This is a genomic window from Streptomyces odontomachi (assembly GCF_024435355.1).
Classification (GTDB): Bacteria; Actinomycetota; Actinomycetes; order Streptomycetales; family Streptomycetaceae; genus Streptomyces; species Streptomyces odontomachi.
Map to the genome: position 1 here is coordinate 1 of NZ_JAMJWG010000032.1, position 22,914 is coordinate 22,914.

Annotated in this window: 4 protein-coding genes; all 4 read left to right on the plus strand. The window is 75.5% G+C overall.

The features are described 5' to 3' along the window. Positions 1-3,761: SDR family NAD(P)-dependent oxidoreductase (locus NQO67_RS39325; RefSeq protein WP_255955314.1), on the plus strand; the 3,761-nt coding region annotated here is incomplete at its 5' end. Further along, positions 3,758-15,889 (plus strand): type I polyketide synthase, encoded by a 12,132-nt coding sequence (locus NQO67_RS39330; RefSeq protein WP_255955316.1) that lies wholly within the window; start codon positions 3,758-3,760, stop codon positions 15,887-15,889. The genes NQO67_RS39325 and NQO67_RS39330, both read left to right, overlap by 4 nt. A gap of 78 nt (positions 15,890-15,967) precedes the next feature. Next, complete coding sequence (locus NQO67_RS44055; RefSeq protein WP_374119278.1) at positions 15,968-20,848, plus strand: type I polyketide synthase; 4,881 nt, start codon at positions 15,968-15,970, stop codon at positions 20,846-20,848. Next, entirely contained in the window at positions 20,845-22,362 is a 1,518-nt protein-coding gene (locus NQO67_RS39350) for an FAD-dependent monooxygenase (RefSeq protein WP_255955318.1), read from the plus strand. The genes NQO67_RS44055 and NQO67_RS39350 overlap by 4 nt, the downstream gene beginning before the upstream one ends. Positions 22,363-22,914: the final 552 nt, after the last annotated feature.

Below are 22,914 nucleotides of genomic sequence, written 5' to 3' on the forward strand. Positions count from 1 at the left end.
TCCAAATCGCCCTGCACCGGCTCCTGGAACACTGGGGCGTACAACCCGACCACCTCATCGGGCACTCCATCGGCGAGCTGACCGCCGCCCACTTGGCCGGCGTGCTCTCCCTGGAGGACGCCTGCACGCTCGTCGCCGCCCGCGGACGGCTCATGCAGGCCGCACCAACCGGCGGCGCCATGATCGCCATCCAGGCCACCGAAGACGAAGTCCGCACCACCCTCACCGACGACGACCGCCTCTGCATCGCCACCATCAACGGCCCACAAGCCGTCGTCATCGCCGGCGACGAGGACCGGGCCCTGGAACTCGCCGACCACTGGCGCGCCCAGGGCCGCAAAACCACCCGCCTCACCGTCAGCCACGCCTTCCACTCCCCCCACATGGACACCGTCCTGGAAGAGTTCCAGCAGATCGCCGAAGGCCTCACCTACCACGCCCCCCGCATCCCCGTCGTCTCCAACGTCACCGGAACCACGGCAACCGCCGAACAACTCACCTCCCCCCAGTACTGGACCGACCACATCCGCAACGCCGTCCGATTCCACGACGGCATCACCCACCTCCACGAGGCGCTCCGTACCACCGTGTTCCTCGAAGTGGGTCCCAGCACCACGCTGACCGCGCTCGTCGCCCAGTCGTTGCCCGCGGACGCCCCGGTGGCCGCCGCGGCGGTGCTGCGGCGGGGGCGGCCGGAGGTGGGGATGCTGGTGCAGGCCGTGCTCACCGCGCACGCGCACGGGGTGAGCCCGGTCTGGTCGGCGTTCCTGGGCGAGGGCGACCGCAGTGGTGGCCGGGTGGACCTGCCGACGTATCCGTTCCAGCGTGAGACGTACTGGATCGATGCGGTGTCCGGCGCCGCTGACGCGCTGTCCGCGGGGCTCGACGAGGCGGGGCACCCGCTGCTGGGGGCGGCGGTGGACCTGCCGGACGGGCGGGGCGTCGTCTTGACGGGGCGGCTGTCGCTGCGCACCCAGCCGTGGCTGGCCGACCACGCCGTGCTGGACACGGTGGTGGTACCGGCGGCGGTCTTCGCCGATCTGGTGCTGCACGCGGGCGCCCGGGCCGGCTGGGACCGCGTGGCGCGGCTGACGCTGGACGAGCCGCTGGTGGTGCCGGAGGAGGGCGCCCTCCAGATCCGGGTCACCGTCTCGGGTCGCGGCGACGGCGACGGTGGAGGTGGCGACGTGCGGCCGGCCGTCACGGTGCACGCACGCCAGGAGAGTGCGGAGGGCGCGGCCTGGGAGCGGTACGCCACGGGTGAGTTGGCTGCCGGCGTCGAGGCTCCGGGCGGCTCCGGGGAACCGGTGAGCTGGCCGCCCGCGGGGGCCACGGCGGTGGACGTGGACGGCGTCTACGAAGGGCTGGTGCGCGCGGGTGTCGGGCACGGTCCCGTCTTCCAGGGGGTTGATGCGGCGTGGCGGCGCGGTGACGAGGTGTTCGCCGCGCTGGAGCTGCCGGACGACGTGTCCGCCGCCGGGTTCGGGGTGCATCCGGCACTGCTGGACGCGGTGCTGCACCCGGTGCTGGTGGGCGCCGCGGGTGAGCGGCCCGGGCCGCGCCTGGCGGGCGAGGTGTCCGGGCTCACCGTGCACGCCACGGGTGCGTCGAAGGTGCGGGCCCAGCTGAGCCCGGCCGGTGCCGATGCGTTCGCCGTGCGGATCACGGACGAGTCGGGCGCGCTCGTGGCGAGTGTCGACGAGGTGCGGGTGGTGCCCGTGTCGGCGGAGCGGGTGCGGCGTGGCCGGGAGCGGCAGGACGCCCGGTTCCACCTGGAGTGGCTGCCGGTCACCGGGCCGGCCGACGCGTCCGGGGAGGCTGCTTCGGCCGGTTGGGCGGTGCTGGGGGACGACGGTGCGGGGGCCGGGTCCGGCCCGGACGTGCCGGTGTACGCGGATGTGGCGGCGCTGCGGGCCGCGCTGGACGCGGGCGCGCCGCCGCCCGCATGGGTGCTGCTGCCGTGGGACGGCGCGCACGCCGCCGACCCGGCAGCCGCCGCGCACACCGCCGCCCGTCAGGTGCTGGCGGCGCTTCAGGACTGGCTGGCGGACGACCGGTTGACGACGGCTCGGCTCGTGGTGCGCACCGCGGGTGCGGTCGCTGTCGCCGCCGGGGAGGACGTGGCCGACCTGGGCGGCGCGGCGGTCTGGGGGCTGGTGCGTTCGGCGCAGTCGGAGCACCCGGAGCGATTCGTGCTCGTGGACGTCGAAGACGCTGCCGATGCGGTCAAGGCGGCCGACGCGGGCGCAGGTGAGGTGCTGCACGCGGCGCTGTCCTGCGGGGAGCCGCAGGTCGCGGTGCGGGGCGGGGCGCTGCTGGCGCCGCGTCTGGTGCGGGCGCAGGCGCAGGGCGGGGAGCCGGTGCGGTTCGACCCGGAGGGGACGGTGCTGATCACCGGCGGCACCGGGCTGCTGGGCGGCCTCGTCGCGCGGCACCTGGTCGCCGAGTACGGGGTGCGGCATCTGCTGCTGACCAGCCGGCGCGGTCCCGACAGCCCGGCGGCGCAGCGGATCACCGCGGAACTGTCGGAGCTGGGCGCCGAGGTGGCGGTCGCGGCGTGTGACGCCGCGGACCGTGCGGCGCTGGAGAAGCTGCTGGCCGGGGTGCCGGGCGCGCATCCGCTGACGGCGGTGGTGCACTCGGCTGGGGTGCTCGACGACGCGGTGGTCACCTCGCTGACGCCCGAGCGTCTCGACGCGGTGCTGCGTCCGAAGGTGGACGCGGCCTGGAACCTGCACGAGCTGACCCGCGGTCTCGACCTTGCCGCCTTCGTGCTGTTCTCGTCGGCCGCCGGCACCCTGGGCAACCCTGGCCAGGCCAACTACGCCGCCGCCAACACCTTCCTGGACGCCCTCGCCCACCACCGGCACGCGGCGAAGCTGCCGGCGACGTCGCTGGCGTGGGGGCTGTGGGAGTCGGACGACGGCGGCGCGGCCACCGGGGCCGGTATGTCCGGGGAGCTGGACGGGGCCGCACGGGAGCGGATGGTGCGCGGCGGGATCGTGCCGCTCGGCGCCGACGAGGGCCTCGCGCTGTTCGGTGCGGCCCTGTCCGGTGGCCGGCCGCTGCTGCTGCCGGTGCGGCTGGACGTCACCGCGGTGGCTGCCGCGCTGCACGCGCAGGGCGGCGAGGCGCCGGTGCCGGCGCTGCTGCGCTCCCTGGTGCGGGTGCCGGCGCGGCGGGCCGGTGCCGGGGGGCCGTCGCTGGCGCGCCGGCTGGCCGGGCGGTCCGTGGACGAGCAGCGGGCGATGCTGCTGGAGCTGGTGTGCGGGCAGGTCGCCGCGGTGCTGGGGCATGCGTCGGCCTCGGCCGTCGACCCGGAGCGCGCCTTCAAGGAGCTGGGCTTCGACTCGCTGATCGCGGTGCAGCTGCGTAACCGCCTCGGCGCCGCGACCGGTCTGAAGCTGCCGGCCACGGTCGCCTTCGACTACCCGAACCCGGCCGCGCTGGTGGAATACCTGCTGGTCGAGGTCGCCCCCGCCGAGGACGCGGCGACCGAGGGCATGCTGGCCGGACTCGACGGCCTCGAGGACACCCTGCTGGCGCTCTCCCCCGACGACGAGGCGTATGGAAAGGTCACCGCGCGCCTGCGTCTGATGCTCAGGAAGCTGACCGACGCCGCCGACGCGGCGGCGGGCGGCCCGGTCGGCCACGCCGCTGTCGGCGGTGGCGACGACGATCTGGAATCGGTGACCGACGACGAGCTCTTCGACGTGCTGGACAACGAGCTCGGTATCTCCGGGATGGATGAGGTCCGATGAATGCTGTTTCGGGCGGGCAGGCCGCCACCGTGAACGAGGCGAAGCTGCGCGGCTACCTCAAGCGCGCCACCGCGGACCTCAAGAGGGCGAACCGGCTGCTGCGGGACGCCGAGGCCAGGGAGCACGAGCCGATCGCGATCGTCTCGACGAGCTGCCGCTTCCCGGGCGGCGCCGGATCGCCCGAGGAGCTGTGGCGGCTGCTGGCCGACGGCCGGGACACGATGGGCGCGTTCCCGGCGGAACGCGGCTGGGACACCGAGGCGCTGTACGACGCGGACCCCGAGGCGACCGGCAAGACGTATGCGCGTGAGGGCGCGTTCGTGCCGGACGCGGACTCCTTCGACGCGGAGTTCTTCGGGATCAGCCCGCGCGAGGCGCTCGCCATGGACCCGCAGCAGCGGCTGCTGCTGGAGGCGTCGTGGGAGGCGCTGGAGCGTGCCGGGATCGTGCCGGCGGCTCTCAAGGGCCGCCCGGTCGGCGTGTTCACCGGCACCAACGGGCAGGACTACGCGCGGCTGCTGCTCGGTCAGCTTGAGGCCGTCGAGGGCCACCTGGCGACCGGCAACTCGGCGAGCGTGGTCTCCGGCCGGGTGTCGTACGCGCTGGGCCTGGAAGGTCCCGCCGTCACGCTGGACACTGCCTGCTCGGCGTCGCTGGTGGCGACCCACCTGGCCTGCCAGGCGCTGCGCAGCGGCGAGTGCGAGATGGTGCTGGCGGGCGGTGCGACGGTGATGTCGACGCCGACCATCTTCACCGAGTTCAGCCGGCAGCGCGGGCTCGCCCCGGACGGCCGCATCAAGGCGTTCGCCGCGGCGGCCGACGGCACCGGCTGGGGCGAGGGCGTCGGCATCCTGCTGCTGGAGCGGCTGTCGGACGCCCGCAGGAACGGGCACCCGGTGCTGGCGGTGATCCGTGGCAGCGCCGTCAACCAGGACGGCGCCAGCAACGGCCTGACCGCCCCGAACGGCCCGTCCCAGCAGCGCGTCATCCGTGCCGCGCTGGAAGCGGCCGAGCTGACCACGCTGGACGTGGACGCGGTGGAGGGGCACGGCACCGGCACCACCCTCGGCGACCCGATCGAGGCGCAGGCGCTGCTCGCCACCTACGGCAAGGACCGGCCGGCCGACCGGCCGCTGTGGCTCGGCTCCATCAAGTCCAACATCGGGCACACCCAGGCCGCCGCCGGGGTCGCCGGCATCATCAAGATGGTCGAGGCGATCCGGCACGGCGTGCTGCCGAAGACGTTGCACGTCGACGAGCCGTCCCCGCACGTCGACTGGTCGACGGGCGCGGTGCGGGTGCTTCAGGAGTCCCGGCCGTGGCCGCAGGGCGACCGGCCGCGGTGCGCCGCGGTGTCGTCGTTCGGCATCAGCGGCACCAACGCCCACGTCATCCTCCAGGAGGCGCCGCCGGCGCCGGCGCCGGAGGCCGCCGAGACCGCGGACGGCGAGCCGGCCACCACCGACACCACCGCGGTCGACACGAGCCGGCCGCTCGACGTCGCCCCGGTGGTGCTGTCCGGCCGTACCGAGGAGGCGCTGCGCGCCCAGGCGGCCCGGCTGCGTGACCGGGTTGACGCCCAACTCGACCCGGCCGACCTGGCGTTCTCGCTGGCCACCACCCGTACGCAGTTCGCCCACCGGGCGGTCGTGCTCGCCGACGGGCACGAGGCGCTGCGCTCAGGTCTTGACGCGCTGGCCGCCGGTGAGGGCGCCGCGCACCTGGTGCAGGGCGTCACCGCCACCGCCGGCGGCACCGGTCGCGCGGTGCAGGCGGGCAAGGTCGCGTTCCTGTTCTCCGGGCAGGGCAGCCAGCGCGCCGGCATGGGGCGTGAGCTGTACGCGGCGTTCCCGGTGTTCACCCGCGCGCTCGACGAGGTGTGCGCGCTGCTCGACGGCCACCTCGACCGGCCGCTCAAGCCGCTGATGTTCGCCGAAGCCGGGAGCGCGGACGCGGCGCTGCTGGACCGGACGGTGTACACGCAGGCCGCCCTCTTCGCCTTCGAGACGGCGCTGTTCCGGCTCGTCGAGCACTGGGGCGTCACGCCCGACTACGTCATCGGGCACTCCATCGGCGAGCTGGCCGCCGCCCATGTCGCGGGCGTGCTGTCGCTGGCCGACGCGTGCGCGCTGGTCGCCGCGCGCGGCCGGCTCATGCAGGAGCTGCCCGCGGGCGGCGCGATGGTCTCCGTCCAGGCCACCGAGGCCGAGGTGCGGGCGCACCTGACGGCTGACGCGGCGGGCTGCGCAGGCCGCGTCGACGTCGCCGCGGTGAACGGTCCCGCCGCCACCGTGGTCTCCGGCGACGAGGACGCCGTCGAGGAGCTGGCTGCGCACTTCGCCGCGCAGGGCCGCAAGACCAAGCGGCTGACGGTCAGCCACGCCTTCCACTCGGCCCGCATGGAGCCGATGCTTCAGGAGTTCCGCGCGGTGGCCGCCGGGCTCCGCTTCGAGCAGCCGCGCATCCCCGTCGTCTCCAACCTCACCGGCGCCCTCGCCACCCCCGAGCAGCTGTGCTCGGCCGGCTACTGGGTCGACCACGTTCGGCACGCCGTCCTGTTCCACCAGGGCGTCCGGCAGCTGCCCGGGCTCGGCGTCGCGACCTGCCTGGAGCTGGGCCCGGACGCCACCCTCACCGCGCTCGCCCGCGCCTGCCTGGCCGAGCCGGCGGCCACGGACGAGGACGGCGCCGCGGACGCCGCGCCCGAGGCGGTCCTGCTCCCCGCCTGCCGCCGGGGACGTGACGAGGCCCGCACCCTCGTGGCCGCGCTCGCCGGAGCCCATGTGCGCGGCCACGCCGTCGACTTCGCGGCGCTGCTCGCGGGTGCACGGCCCGTCGAGCCGACCGCGCTGCCCACGTACGCGTTCCAGCGGCGGCGGTTCTGGCCGGACGTCACCTCCGTCGCCGGCGACGTGTCCGCTGCCGGGCTCGGCGCGGCGGGGCATCCGCTGCTGAGCGCCACCCTGTCGCTGGCCGACAGCGACGTGCACCTGCTGACCGGGCGGATCTCGCTGGCCACCCACCCGATGCTGGCCGACCACGTGGTCCTGGACACCGTGCTGCTGCCCGGTACCGCGTTCATCGAGCTGGCCCTGACGGCCGCCCGCCACATCGGCTGCGACGAGCTGGCCGAACTCACCCTCCAGGCCCCGCTGGCGCTGCCCGCAAAGGGTGCCGTGCAGCTCCAGGTGCAGGTGGACGCCCCGGACGAGGACGGCCGCCGCCCCCTCGTCATCCACTCTCGGCCGCACTCCGCGGGCGACGACACCGCCCCGGCGGCATGGACGTGTCACGCCACCGGTGTGCTCGCGCCGGGCGAGCCCGCCGCGCCCGACACCGACTTCGCCGTGTCCTGGCCGCCGGCCGGCGCCGAGCCGCTCGACGTGGCCGGGCTCTACGAGCACTTCGACACCGTCGGCCTCTCCTACGGCCCGTTCTTCCGCGGGCTGCGTGCCGCCTGGCGGCTCGGCGACGACGTGGTGGCCGAGGTGGCGCTCGACGACGACGGCACCGAAGCCGCCCGCTACGGGCTGCACCCCGCGCTGCTGGACGCCGCGCTCCAGGCCGCCGTGCTGCACGAGGACGGCGGCGAGGGGCCCCGCCAGCCGAAGCTGCCGTTCGCCTGGTCCGGGGTGTCCCTGCACGCCACCGGCGCCGGACAGCTGCGGGTACGGATCTCGGCCACCGGTCAGGACGTGGTGGCGCTGGCGGTCGCCGACGCGTACGGCAACCCGGTCGCCACCGTCGGCTCGCTGACCGCACGCCCGGTCAGCGCGGCCCAGCTGGCGTCCGTCAAGGCCACCGGGAACGACTCCCTGCTGCACCTCGACTGGGTCCCGGCACCCGCCTCCGACACCGCCCCCGACGCCCTGCGCTGGGCGGTGCTCGGCGAGGGCACCCCGGCGCCGGCCGGGGTCGCCGCCGACGCGCACCCGGATCTGGCCGGGCTGCGGGAAGCCGTCGCCGCCGGCGCCGACGTCCCGGACGTGGTGCTCGCCGTGCTGCCGTCCTGCGCCGGCGCGGACGACCCCGCCACCGGCGCCCACCTGGCCTCCGTGCGGGCGCTGAGCCTGGTGCAGGAGTGGCTGGGCAGCTCCGAACTGGCCGCTGCCCGGCTCGTCATGGTGACCCGGGGCGCCGTCAGCACCCGCTTCGCCGAGCAGCTCGCGGATCCGGCGAGCGCGTCGGTGTGGGGCCTGCTGCGCTCCACGCAGACCGAGAACCCGGACCGGTTCCTCCTGGTGGACGTCGACGGCGCTGCGACTGCCGGCGCCTCCTACGACGCGCTGCCCGCCGCCGTCGCGGCCGGGGAGCCGCAGTGCACGGTGCGCGACGGCGCGGTGTACGTGCCCCGGCTGGTCAAGGCGGGCACCCCGGCGCTGGTCGTGCCGCGTGACACGGCGCCGTGGCGGGTCGACGTCAGCACGCCCGGCACCGTCGACGCGCTCGCCGTGGTCCCGGTGGCGGAGCTCGACGAGCCGCTCGAGGACGGCGAGGTGCGGATCGCGGTGCGCGCCGCCGGCCTGAACTTCCGCGATGTGCTGATCGCGCTCGGCATGTACCCGGGCAAGGCCCTGATCGGCAGCGAGGCCGCCGGCGTGGTCACCGACATCGGGCCGGGTGTCACCGGCCTGGAGCCGGGCGACCGGGTGATGGGCCTGTTCAGCGGCTGCATGGCCAACGTCGCGGTCACCGACCACCGGATGCTGATCCGTATCCCGGACGGCTGGTCGTACGCGCAGGCCGCCACCACGCCGATCGCGTTCCTGACCGCGTACTACAGCCTCGTCGACCTCGGTGACCTCGGGCCGGGGCAGCGGATCCTCATCCACGCGGCCACCGGCGGCGTCGGCATGGCGGCCACCCAGCTGGCCCGGCACCTGGGCGCCGAGGTGTTCGGCACCGCGTCCACACCCAAGTGGGACGTGCTGCGCACGCTGGGCTACGACGACACCCACATCGCCAACTCCCGCACGCTCGACTTCGAGCCGGAGATCCTGGCCGCCACCGGCGGGCAGGGCGTCGACGTCGTCCTGGACTCGCTGGCGAACGAGTTCGTCGACGCCTCGCTGCGGCTGCTGCCGCGCGGTGGCCGGTTCCTGGAGATGGGCAAGTCCGACATCCGCGACCCCGCCGAGGTGGCGGCCGGTCACCCGGACGTGGCCTACCAGGCGTTCGACCTGATCGAGGCCGGTCCGGACCGGATGCACGAGATGTTCACGGCGCTCGTGGAGCTGTTCGACGCCGGGGTGCTGCGGCCGCTGCCGGTCGCCGCCTTCGACCTGGGGCGCGCACCCGAGGCGTTCAAGTTCATGAGCCAGGCCCGGCACACCGGCAAGCTGGCGCTGACCCTGCCGAAGGCCCTCGACCCCGAGGGGACGGTGCTGGTCACCGGCGGCACCGGCGCGCTGGGGTCCGTGCTGGCCCGGCACCTGGTGGCCCGGCACGGCGTGAAGCACCTGCTGGTGACCAGCCGCCGCGGCCCGGACGCCGCGGGCGCCGCCGAGCTGACCGAGGCGCTCACCGCGCTCGGCGCCGAGGTCACCGTCGCCGCCTGCGACGCGGCCGACCCGGACGCCGTGCGCGCCCTGCTCGACGGCATCCCGGCCGCCCGTCCGCTGACCGCCGTCGTGCACACCGCCGGCGTGCTCGACGACACCGTGGTGGGCGGGCTCACCCCGGAGCGGGTGCACACCGTGCTGCGCCCGAAGGCCGACGCCGCCTGGACGCTGCACCAGGCCACCCGTGGCCTCGACCTCGCCGCGTTCGTGCTGTACTCGTCGATCGCCGGTGTGCTGGGCGCCCCCGGGCAGGCCAACTACGCGGCGGCCAACACCTTCCTGGACGCCCTCGCCCACCACCGGCAGGCCGCGGGCCTGCCGGCGACCTCGCTGGCCTGGGGCCTGTGGGAAGAGGCCGGCGGGATGGCCGGCGGCGAGGACGACGTGATCCGCGAGCGGCTCGGGCGCACCGGTCTGCTGCCACTGCCGACGTCGGAGGCGCTGGCCCTGTTCGACGCGGCGCTGCTCGACCCGCGGCCCGTCCTGGTGCCGGCCGGGCTCGACGTGACCACCCTGCGGTCCGCCGCCGAGGCCGGCTTCCTGCCGCCCACGCTGCGCGCCCTGGCCGGTCCCGCCACGACACGCTCCCGGGGCCGCCGGGGCGCGCGGGGGCAGGCCGGCGCGCTGCACCGCCGGCTGGCCGGGCTCAGCGCCGCCGACCGCGCCCACCACCTGCTCCAGGTCGTCCGGGAGAACATCGCGGACGCCCTCGGGCACAGCACCGCGGACGCGGTTCCGCCGGACCGCCCGTTCCAGGACCTCGGCTTCGACTCGCTCACCGCGATCGAGCTGCGCAACCGGCTCGGCAACGCCACCGGCCTGACGCTCTCCGCCACCATGGTCTTCGACCACCCGACGGCCACCGCGCTCGCCGCGCACCTGGACGAACTGGTCGGGGACGGCGCCGAGACCGCGGCGGCCGGCCCGGTGGCCCGCAAGGTCACCGCGGACGACGGCGAGCCCATCGCGATCGTCGGCATGGCCTGCCACTACCCCGGCGACGTGCACTCCCCCGACGACCTGTGGGAGCTGGTCGCCACCGGCCGGGACGGCATCACGGAGTTCCCCACGGACCGCGGTTGGGATGTCGGCGCGCTGTTCGACCCGGACCCGGACCGCCCCGGCACCACCTATGTGACCAAGGGCGGCTTCCTGCACGACGCGGCCCTGTTCGACGCCGGGTTCTTCGGCATGAGCCCACGTGAGGCGCTGGCCACCGACCCGCAGCAGCGGCTGCTGCTGCAGACCGCGTGGGAGACCCTGGAGGGCGCCGGCATCCCGGCGAGCACCCTGCGCGGCAGCCAGACCGGCGTGTTCGTGGGCATGTCCACCCAGCACTACGCGACGACGCACGCGGGCACCCCGTCCGCCGTCGAGGGCTTCCTGCTGACCGGCACCACCAGCAGCGTCGCCTCCGGCCGCATCGCGTACGCGCTCGGCCTCGAGGGGCCCGCCATCACGGTGGACACGGCCTGCTCGTCGTCGCTGGTGGCGCTGCACTCGGCGGTCCGTGCGCTGCGCGGCGGCGAGTGCGACCTGGCGCTGGCCGGTGGCGCCGCCGTGATGGCGGCGCCGGGCATCTTCGTCGAGTTCAGCCGGCAGCGGGGTCTCGCGCCCGACGGGCGGTGCAAGCCGTTCGGGGCAGGCGCCGACGGCACCGGCTGGGGCGAGGGCGTCGGCCTGGTGCTCGTCGAGCGGCTCTCCGACGCCCAGCGCAACGGGCACCGGATCCTCGCGGTGGTACGCGACTCGGCGGTCAACCAGGACGGCGCCAGCAACGGCCTGACCGCCCCGAACGGCCCGTCCCAGCAGCGCGTCATCACCAAGGCCCTGGCGAACGCCGGACTCACCCCGGCCGACATCGACGTCGTCGAGGCGCACGGCACCGGCACCTCGCTCGGCGACCCCATCGAGGCCCAGGCGCTGCTCGCCACCTACGGGCAGCACCACACGGACGAGCAGCCGCTGTGGCTCGGCTCGATCAAGTCCAACATCGGGCACACCCAGGCCGCCGCGGGTGTCGCCGGCGTGATCAAGATGGTGCAGGCGCTCCGCAAAGGGGTGCTGCCCAAGTCGCTGGGCGCGAGCGAGGTCTCGCCGCACGTCGACTGGTCCGCCGGCGCGGTGCGGGTGCTGGACGAGTCCCAGCCGTGGCCGCAGACCGGCCGCCCGCGCCGGGCCGCCGTCTCCGCGTTCGGCATCAGCGGCACCAACGCCCATCTGCTGCTGGAGCAGGCACCCGACGACGGCACCGGCACCGAGGCGGACGGCGGGGCGCAGGCTCCGGCGGGCGTCGTGCCGTGGACGGTCTCGGCGCGTTCCGAAGAGGCGCTGCGCGCCCAGGCCGAGCGGCTCGCCGCACACGTGGCACGGCACCCGGAGCAGTCCCCCGCGCAGCTGGCGCACGCGCTGGTGACCACCCGGGACACCTTCGAGCACCGGGCCGTGGTGATCGGCGCCGACCGCGAGCAGTTCCTGACCGGTCTGCGGGCGCTGGCCGCCGGCGAGCCCGAGGCGGGCGTGGTGCACGGCACCGTAGCCACCGCGCCGGGCCGTACCGTGTTCGTCTTCCCCGGGCAGGGCTCGCAGTGGCCGCGGATGGCCGTCGACCTGCTGGACGCAGCTGGGCAGTTCCCGACGTTCGCCGAGCACCTGCACGCCTGTGCCGAGGCCATCGGCCGGTACGCCGACTGGGACCTGATCGACGTGCTGCGCGGCACCGAGGGCGCGGCGTCGCTGGAGCGGGTCGACGTGGTGCAGCCCGCGCTGTTCGCCGTGATGACCTCGCTCGCGCACCTGTGGATGGCGCACGGGGTGCGCCCGGACGCGGTGATCGGGCACTCCCAGGGCGAGATCGCCGCCGCCTACGTCGCCGGGGGCCTGACCCTGGACGACGCGGCACGGGTGGTGACGCTGCGCTCCAAGGCGCTGACGGTGCTCGCCGGGACGGGCGCGATGGCGTCGATCCCGCTGGCCGCCGACGACGTCGCCCAGCACATCGAGGGCACCGCCGAGTGGGCCGCCCGGATCAGCATCGGCGTCGTCAACGGCCCCCGTTCCACCGTCGTCTCCGGCGATCCGGACGCGGTGCAGGCCCTGGTGGACCGCTACCAGGCCGATGACGTACGGGCCCGGATGGTGCCGGTGGACTACGCCTCGCACTGCGCCCACATCGAGCCGATCCGCGACGAGCTGCTGGAGCTGCTCGCGCCGATCGCGCCGCGCACCGGCACCGTGCCGTTCTACTCGACGGTCACCGGCGAGGAGCTGGACACCGCCGGGCTCGACGCCGCGTACTGGTACACCAACCTGCGCCAGCCGGTGCAGCTAGCCAAGGCCACCGCCGCGCTGCTGGCGAGCGGGCACCGGCTCTTCATCGAGTCCAGCCCCCACCCGGTGCTCACGTTCGGGCTCGAGCAGAACTTCACCGTCCCCGAGGCGGCCGGCGTGGCAGCGGCGACGATCGGCACGCTGCGGCGCGAGAAGGACGGCCGCGTCGAGTTCCTGGCGGCCCTGGCGGGTGCGCACGTGCACGGCACCGCGGTCGACTGGGCGAGCACGCTCCCGGCCGTGCACCCGCACGCCGCCGCCCTGCCCACGTATCCGTTCCAGCGCAGGCGGTTCTGGCTGGAGGCGGCCGAGGCGGCGGGTGACGTGCGGTCGGCCGGTCTGGTCGGCACCGGGCATCCGCTGCTGGGCGCAGCGCTGCCGCTCGCCGACGGCGAGGGGCACATCCTCACCGGCCGGCTGTCGCTGCGCACCCACCCGTGGCTCGCCGACCACACGGTGCTGGAGACGACCGTCTTCCCGGGCACCGGCTTCGTCGAACTGGCCCTGCACGCCGCCTTCCAGGCCGGCTGCGACGGGCTCGACGACCTCACGTTGCAGACCCCGCTGGTCCTCACCGAGCAGGGCGGGGTACAGCTCCAGGTCGTCGTCGGCGCGCCCGACGGGACGGGGCAGCGCACACTGACCGTCCACTCCCGTCCCGAGGAGGCGTCCGCCGACGTGGCCTGGACCCGGCACGCGACCGGGCTGCTCACCGCGCCCGGCGCCGCGGACGGCGCGCCACGCGACACGGGCGCCGACCTGACGGCCTGGCCACCGCCGGGTGCCACGCCGGTCGACACGAGCGACGTGTACCAGCGGTTCGCGGGGATCGGTCTTGCCTACGGGCCGGTCTTCCAGGGCCTGCGGGCGGCCTGGCGGCAGGACGAGCGGTACTTCGCCGAGATCGACCTGCCCGAGGACACCGAGGTGGACGGCTTCGGGCTGCACCCGGCGCTGCTGGACGCCGCGCTGCACACGGTGGCCCTGTCCGTGGCCGGTTCGGGCGGCGCCGGGGGTGCGCTGCTGCCGTTCTCCTGGAGCGGCATCCGGCTGCACGCCACCGGCGCCCGGACCCTGCGGGTGCGGCTGGAGCAGGTGGGCGCCGCGGGCGACGCCGCGGTGGCGCTGGACGTGGCCGACGAGGCCGGGCGGCCCGTCGCCACGGTGGAAGCGCTGCGGCTGCGGCCCGTGGAGGCCGCCCAGCTGGCGCCCGCCACGCAGGCCGGGACGCTGTTCCGGCTCGACTGGGCCCCGACCGCCGCCGCGCAGGACGCGGCCGGCGACGGTGCCTGGGCGCTGCTCGGCGAGCTGCCCGTCGACCTCGCGACGGCGGGCCCGACCACCACGGTCTGCCCCGACCTGGCCGCCCTGCACAAGGCGGTCGAGGCGGGCGATCCGGCACCGGAGCTGGTGTTCGCCGCGCCCGTGCCGCAGCCGGGCCTCGCACCGGCCGCCGCGGCACGTACCGCGACCGGGGAGATCCTCGCGCTGCTCCAGGACTGGCTCGCCGACGACCTGCTCGCGACCGCCCGGCTCGTCGTCGTCACCCGCGGTGCGATCGTCGCACGGGACGGCGAAGATTCCCCCAGTGCCTCAACGGCCTGGGAGGTGCCCCCAGACCTGGCCGGCGCCGCGGTGTGGGGCCTGGTGCGCAGCGCCCAGTCGGAGAACCCGGACCGCGTCATGCTCCTGGACCTCGACGCCGTGGACGCGACGGACGGCGGCGACGGTCTCGCGGCCTCGCTCGCCGCGCTGCCGGGCGTGCTGTCCGGGGCGTTGGCCGCGGGCGAGCCGCAGCTGGCGCTGCGCGCCGGTCAGGCCTACGCACCGCGCCTCGCCAGGCCGGCCGGTGACGGCGGCACGGCAGGACGGGCCCGCGCGCTCGACCCCAAGGGCACCGTCCTCATCACCGGCGGCACCGGCACCCTCGGCGCCCTGGTGGCACGGCACCTGGTCGCCCGGCACGGCGTCAGGCACCTGCTGCTGACCAGCCGGCGCGGCCCGGGTGCGCCCGGCGCCCAGGAACTCACCGACGCGCTCACCGGGCAGGGCGCCCAGGTCACCGTCACCGCCTGCGACGCCGCGGACGCCGAGGCGCTCCGGCGGGCGCTGGCGAGCGTCCCGGACGCGCATCCGCTGACCGCGGTGATCCACACCGCGGGCGTCCTGGACGACGCGACCGTGCAGGGCCTCACGCCGGCCCGTCTCGACGCCGTGCTGCGGCCGAAGGCGGACGCGGCCTGGCAGCTGCACGAGCTGACGCGGGGGCAGGACCTGGCCGCCTTCGTGCTGTTCTCGTCGATCGCCGGCACCCTCGGCGCGCCGGGCCAGGGCAACTACGCGGCGGCCAACACGTTCCTGGACGCGCTCGCGCAGCACCGCACGGCCCAGGGCCTGCCGGCCACGTCGCTCGCGTGGGGCGTGTGGGAGGAGGGCTCCGGCATGACCGGACACCTCACGGACGCCGACAGCGGCCGGATGAACCGCGGCGGTCTGGTGCCGCTCGCGTCCGACGACGCGCTCGCCCTGCTCGACACGGCGCTGGCGGCGCCCGAAGCACCGCTGCTGCTGCCCGCACAGCTGGACACGGCTGCCCTGCACCGGCAGGCGGGCGCCGGGCTGCTGCCGCCGATCCTGCGCGGCCTGGTGCGCACCCCGGCGCGGCGCGCCGACGCGGGCGGGCCCTCGCTGGCACAGCGCCTGACCGGCCACACCGAGGCCGAGCAGCACCGTGTCGTGCTGGACGCGATCCGCGGCCAGATCGCTGCGGTGCTCGGCCATGACTCGCCGGCCGGCATCGAACCGGGCCGCGCCTTCAAGGAGATGGGCTTCGACTCGCTCATGGCCGTCGAGCTGCGCAACCGCCTGAACGCGGTCACCGGCCTGAAACTGCCGGCGACGCTCGTCTTCGACCACCCCACGGCGGATGCGCTGGCCACCTGGGTACGGGCGGAGATCGCCCCGGCCGAGGCGTCGGCGGCGGCTGCGGTGCTGGCCGACCTCGACCGTCTGGAGGCGGCGTTGGCGGCACTGGCCGACGGCGCGGACGGTGCGGACGGTGCGGCCGGTGAAGGGGAGAATGCGGCGATCGCCCGGCGGTTGCGGGCCCTCACGGCGCGCTTCGACGAGCCCCGGCACACGGTCGGCGGCGACACGGGCGACGTCCGGGAGCAGATCGAGGCGGCCTCGGCCGAGGAGATCTTCGACTTCATCGACAGGGAGTTGGGCGGCAGCTGACGCCACGGCGGACGCCGCTGCCGGGGCCGCACCCGGCCGCGGCGTCCGCACCGGCGACGTACCACCGGCTCACAGGGACTGGGAGAGATGACCAACCAGACGAACGAGCAGAAACTCGTCGACTACCTCAAGCGGGTCACCGCCGAACTGCACGACACCCGGCAGCGCCTCCAGGAGAGCGAGTCGTCCCGCCGCGAGCCCATCGCGATCGTCGGCATGGGCTGCCGCTACCCGGGCGGTGTGCGCAGCCCCGAGGACCTGTGGCGCCTGGTGGCCGAGGGCACCGACGCGGTCTCCGCCTTCCCCGGCGACCGCGGCTGGGACCTCGCGGGCCTCTACCACCCCGACCCGGAGCACCAGGGCACCTCGTACGCACGCGAGGGCGGGTTCCTCTACGACGCCGCCGACTTCGACGCGGAGTTCTTCGGCATCAGCCCCCGCGAGGCGCTGGCGATGGACCCGCAGCAGCGGCTGCTCCTGGAGGTCGCCTGGGAGACCCTGGAGCGCGCCGGCATCGACCCGCAGGCGCTGCGCTCCAGCCCGACGGGCATCTTCACCGGTGTCATGTACGGCGACTACGGCGCCCGGCTGATGTCGGCCGGCGCCGGCGAGTACGAGGGCCTGATCGGCAACGGCAGCGCGGGCAGCATCGCCTCCGGCCGGGTCGCCTACCAGCTGGGCCTCGAAGGACCCGCCGTGACGGTCGACACGGCCTGCTCGTCGTCGCTGGTCACCCTGCACCTGGCCGCCCAGGCGCTGCGTGCCGGGGAGTGCGATCTGGCGCTCGCCGGCGGGGTGACGGTGATGGCGACCCCGACGCTGTTCGTGGAGTTCAGCCGGCAGCGCGGCATGGCCCCGGACGGCCGCTGCAAGTCGTTCTCCGCGCAGGCGGACGGCGCCGGCTGGTCCGAGGGCATCGGACTGCTGGCGCTGGAGCGACTCTCGGACGCCCGGCGCCTCGGCCACCGGGTGCTCGCCGTCGTCAAGGGCTCGGCGGTCAACCAGGACGGCGCCAGCAACGGGCTCACCGCGCCCAACGGCCCGTCCCAGCAGCGGCTGATCCACGACGCCCTGGACGCGGCCCGGCTGGGCCCCGCCGACATCGACGTAGTGGAGGCGCACGGCACCGGCACCTCGCTCGGCGACCCCATCGAGGCGCAGGCGCTGCTCGCCACCTACGGGCAGCACCGCCCCGCCGACCGGCCGGTGCGGCTCGGCTCCGTCAAGTCCAACATCGGGCACGCCCAGGCCGCCGCCGGGGTCGCAGGCGTCATCAAGATGGTGCAGGCCATGCGGCACGGCGTGCTGCCGAAGACGCTGCACGCCGAGCAGCCCTCACCGCACGTCGACTGGAGCGCGGGCGCGGTCAGCCTGCTCACCGAGGCCGCACCCTGGGACGTCGCCGACCGGCCGCGGCGCGCGGCGGTCTCCTCGTTCGGCATCAGCGGCACCAACGCCCACGTCATCCTGGAGGAGCCGCCGGCACCGGACGGCGCCGAGAACGCTGCCGCCGAAACGGCGGGCGCCGACGCGCAGGGCGCCGGCGTGCCCGCACCCTGGGTGGTCTCCGCCGCCACCGCCACGGCGCTACGGGCGCAGGCCGAGCAGCTGACGGCGTTCGTCGCCGCGCACCCGGAGCAGTCCGTCGACGCCATCGGCCAGGCGCTCGCCACCACCCGCGCCGCGCTGCCGCACCGCGCCGTCGTCATCGCCGCCACCCGCGACGAGTTCACCCAGCGCCTCGGCTTCCTGGCCGCCGGCCAGCCCGCCGGCAACGTCGTCACGGGCACCACCGCACCGGGCCGGCTGGCCTTCCTGTTCTCCGGGCAGGGCTCCCAGCACCACGGCATGGGCCAGCAGCTCCACGCGGCGTTCCCGGTGTTCGCGCGCGCCCTCGACGAGGTGTGCGCGCTGCTGGACCCGCAGCTCGACGTCCCCCTCAAGCGGGTGATGTGGCCCGAGCGAGGCACACCCGAGGCGGCGCTGCTGGATGAGACCGCGTACACGCAGGCCGCCCTGTTCGCCGTCGAGGTCGCCCTCTTCCGGCTGCTGGCCCACTACGGCCTCGCACCCGACTACGTGATGGGCCACTCCATCGGCGAGCTGGCCGCCGCCCATGTGGCGGGCGTGCTGTCGCTGCCCGACGCCTGCACCCTGGTCGCCGCGCGCGGCCGGCTGATGCAGCAGCTGCCCGCGGGCGGCGCGATGGTCTCCGTGCAGGCCACCGAGGCCGAGGTGCGGGCCCAGCTCGCCGAGTACGAGACCCGCGTCGCCGTCGCCGCGGTGAACGGCCCGGCCTCCACGGTGCTCTCCGGCGACGAGGACGCCGTGCTCGAACTGGCCGCCGGGTTCGCCGAGCGCGGCCACAAGACGCGGCGGCTGCGGGTCAGCCACGCGTTCCACTCGCCGCGCATGGAGCCGATGCTGGCCGAGTTCGGCGCCGTCGCCGCGCGGCTCGCGCACGCCGCGCCGCGCATCCCCGTCGTGTCGAACCTCACCGGCCGGCTCGCCACCGGCGAGGAGATCACCGACCCGGCGTACTGGGTCGCGCACGCCCGGGACGCCGTCCGGTTCGCCGACGGCGTCGGCACCCTGCGCGCCGAAGGCGTCACGACCTGCCTCGAACTGGGCCCCGACGCCACGCTCACCCCGATGGCCGCCGCCTGTCTCACCGCGGCCGGCGACCAGGGTGTGACGGCGGTCCCGGTGCCCACGCTGAAGGCGCGGCGCCCGGAGACCCAGACGTTCCTCGGTGCGCTGGCCCACGCGCACGCCCAGGGCGTCACCGTCGACTGGGGCGCCTTCTACGGCGAACGGGGCACGGGCCGCGGTACACCGGTCGCGCTGCCGACCTACGCGTTCCAGCACCGCCGTTACTGGCTTGAGGCCCCGGGCCTCGGTACGGCCGACGCACCGGCGGCGACCGGCACGGGCGACGCCGCCGCGCACGGGTTCTGGGCCGCCGTCGAGCAGCAGGACCTCCAGGCGCTGGCCGCCGCCCTGCACCTGGGCGCGGAGGGCAGGGCCGCCCTCCAGACCCTGCTGCCGGCCCTGTCGACCTACCGGCGCCAGGACCGGCTGCACTACCGCACCGTCTTCGAACCCCTGGCTGCGCCCACGCAACGCACCCGCGGCACCTGGCTGCTGGCGTTCCCGGAGGGCACGCCCCCGGCGGACCTGGCCGCCGCCCTGACCGAGCAGGGCCTCCAGGTCGTGCAGCTGCCGGTGCCGACGGGCCCGGGTGACCTCGACAGCATCGCCGTGGACCTGCGCAAACACCTCACCGCCGAGGGCCCGTTCGACGGGGTGCTGGCGTGCCTGGGCACCGCTTCGGGGACCGACGCCGGTGCCGCTCCGGCCGTCACCGCCGCCCTGGCCCTCGTCCAGGCGCTGGACGAGGCGGGCGTCACCGCCCCGTTGTGGCTGGCCACGCGCGCCGCGTACGCGGCGGCACCGCAGGACCGGACCCAGGCGCCGGCGCAGGGAGAGGCTCACGCCACCGGCCAGTCGGCGCTCTGGGGCCTCGGGCAGGCGCTGGCCGCCGACCGCCCCCGGCAGCGGATCGGCCTGCTCGACCTCCCCGAGGCCCTGACCGGCAGCACCGCCCAGCACCTCGTCACCGCGCTCGCCTGCGCCGACGGGGAGACCCAGGTGGCGGTGCGCACCCCCGGCCTGTTCGCGCGCCGGCTGGTCCCCGCGGCCGTCCCGCACGGCCTCCAGGACCCGGCCGAGCGCTGGCGGCCGACCGGCACGGTGCTGGTCACCGGCGCCACGACCGCGCTGGCCGGCCGGCTCGTCCGCTGGGTGGCCGAACACGCCGGCACGCACGTCCTGTTGCCGGTCAGCGAGGCGGAGGCCGCGCACCCGGCCGTGGCGCGGCTGTGCGTGGACCTCAGGAGCCGCGTCACCGTCGCACCGACACCCCTGACCGACCGTGCCGCCCTGGCCGAGCTGCTCGCCGCGGTCCCCGCCGACCGCCCCCTGTCTGCTGTGCTGCACCTGGCCGCCGCCGGCGACGGTCTTCAGCCGCTCGCCGCCGACCAGGTCGCCCGCGCCGTCGACGACGCCACGACCGCCGTCCACCTGGACGCGCTGACCCGCGGGAGCGGATGGGGGCACCTCCCACGCCCGTCAGGGGCAGTGGGGGACGACGGCACCGCCGGCTCGGCCCCCCTGTTCGTCGCCGTCTCCTCCCTCGCCGGCGCCTTCGGAGTACCGGGCCTCGGCAACCCCGCCGCCGGCCACGCGCTGCTGGACGAGGTGGCCGCCCGGCGGGCGGCGGACGGGGCGCCGGCGCTGTCGCTGCGGGTCGTGCCGTGGGACGCGGAGGACGGTGCCGGGCAGCACGACGTGCCCGGCACCGCTGACCAGCCCATGGACACGTCAAACGCCCCGGCCGCGTTCGCCGCCAGCATCCGTCCCGCCCCGCCGGAGGCCGTCGTGGCGCTGCTGGAACGGGCCCCGGAGCTGGCGGGACGGTCCCTCGTGGTCGCCGACATCGACTGGGAGCGTCTGGTGCCGCAGCTCGGCATCGACCAGACGCCCGCGCTGCTGCGCGGCGTCCCCGCGGTCCGCCGCGTCCTGGACGCGGTGGGCGCGGCGGCGGCCCCCGAGACCCTCCACCTGGCCGGCCTCGCCGCCGAGGACCAGCTGGCCGCGCTGCTGGACCTGGTCCGCGGCCAGTCCGCCGCCGTGCTGGGCCGCCCGGGCCCGGAGTCCGTCGACGCCGACGACGACTTCCTCAGCATGGGCTTCTCGTCGTTCACGGCGCTGGAGCTGACGACGCGGCTGCGCACCGCCGGGGTGACCGTGTCTCCCACCGCGCCCTTCGACCACCCGACCCCCGCCGCGCTCGCGCGCCATCTGCTCGCCGAGCTGACCGGCACCGACGGCGATGCTGCCGCCGCGGCTCCCGCGGCCACCGCCGACACCACGTCCCACGAAGGAGTTTCGTCATGACCGATCCCGTACTCATCGCAGGCGCTGGACCCGTTGGACTGATGCTGGCCCAGGAGCTCGGTCTGGCGGGCGTGCGGACGGTCGTCCTGGAGCGGCAGCCGGAGCCGAACGAGCGCTCCCGGGGCATGGCGATCAACTCCGGCGTCGTCGAACTCCTCGCCCAGCGCGGTCTGATGGAGTCCCTGTCCGGCGACGGCTTCGAGTTCCCGCGCGCCCACTTCGCGCACATCTTCCTCGACCCGGAGCGGCTCGGCGCCCGGCACCCGTACACCTTCGCCGTGCCGCACTCGAAGGTCGAGCTGCGGCTCGCCGAGCGGTCCGAGAAGCTGGGCGTCGAGATCCGGCGCGGTACCGAGGTGATCGGCCTGGACCAGGACGAGTCCGGTGTCACGGTGCGCGTGAGGACTTCCGACGGCGCCGAGGACACGGTGCGCGGCGCCTACCTGGTGGGCTGCGACGGAACGCAGAGCGCGGTGCGCGAACTGGCCGGGATCGACTTCCCGGGCGTGGACAGCGACTTCCACGGCATCATCGGGGACGTCTCCGTCGAGCCCGGCGACAAGCTGTTCGAGCTGCTCGGCTTCCACCAGAAGGACGCCGGCTTCTTCACCGTGGCGCCGGCCGGGCCCGACCTGCTGCGGGTGACCACCGGCGAGTTCGAGATCGAGGCGGACGGCGACGCGCAGCTCACCCGCGACGACCTGTTCGACTCGATGGAGCGGATCACCGGCATCCGGCTGACCACCGGTACCGCCCTCTGGCTCGACCACTGGTACGCGCCGACCCGGCAGGCCGCGCAGTACCGCAGCGGCCGGGTGTTCGTGGCCGGTGACGCGGCGCACGTGCACTTCCCGCTCGGTGGTCAGGCGCTCAGCACCGGCCTGGAGGACGCGGTCAACCTCGGCTGGAAGCTGGCCGCCGCCGTACAGGGCCGGGCCCCGGCCGGGCTGCTGGACACCTACCACGGCGAACGGCACCCGGTGGGCGCCCGCGCCTGCGCCAGCACCCGGGCCCAGATGGCGCTGATGCACCCGATGGACAAGGTCACCCCGTTGCGGGACATCATCGCCGAACTGGTGCAGATGGACGACGTCAACGAGTACCTGGTGAGGATGGTGGGCGGCCTCGACGTCCGCTACCCGTTCACGTATCCCGACGACGCGAACGCCTCCGACCCCGCGGACCCCGCCGGGTCACACCCCCTGCTGGGCGCCCGGATGTCCGACGTCCCGCTGCTGACCCCGGACGGCGCGACCTCGATGGCGCGGCTGCTGCACGCCGGCCGCGGCGTCTTCCTCGACCTGTCCGGCACGGGCGCGCTGAGCAGCGCGGTCGACGGCTGGACGGACCGCGTCGCCGTCGTCACCGCCGAGCCGACTCCGGAGATCCCGGCGACGGCCCTGCTGGTACGCCCCGACGGCCGCGTCGCCTGGGCGGCGGCGGAGGGCCCGACGACCACGCCGACCGGTGCCCTCCGGGCGTGGTTCGGCGAGCCGGACAAGTCGGAGGACTGACGTCCTCGCGCGCCTGGGGCACACGGTGCCCATTCGGGGGTGCCCCAGGTGTGCGACCGCCCCCCACCGGCCGGTGGCCCGGCCACGACAGGTCCAGCCCCTTCCGCCCGGTGACGACCTGACGGTCTCATCGTGGCTGGTCGCGCAGTTCCCCGCGCCCCTTTAGGTACGACGGCCCCCGGAATGGCGCCGCAGGCGCCCACAGAAGGGGCGCGGGGAACTGCGCGAGCACCCCCCACCGGCCGGCGGCCCGAACACGACAGAAACAGCCCCACCCGCCCGGTGACGACCCGCAGGGCCGCGTCGTGGCCAGTCGCGCCCACGCGGCAGAGCCGCAAATCAACACACCCGCGCCCCTATCAGGTGGGCCGGGGTCCCCGGAATGGCGCCGCAGGCGCCACTTAAGGGGCGCGGGGAACTGCGCGAGCAACCACCCACCGGCCCGGTGGTCCGGACACGACAGAAACAGCCCCTCCGGGACGGTGACGACCCGCAGGGTCGCGTCGTGGCTGGTCGCACCCACGCGGCAGAGCCGCAAATCAACACACCCCG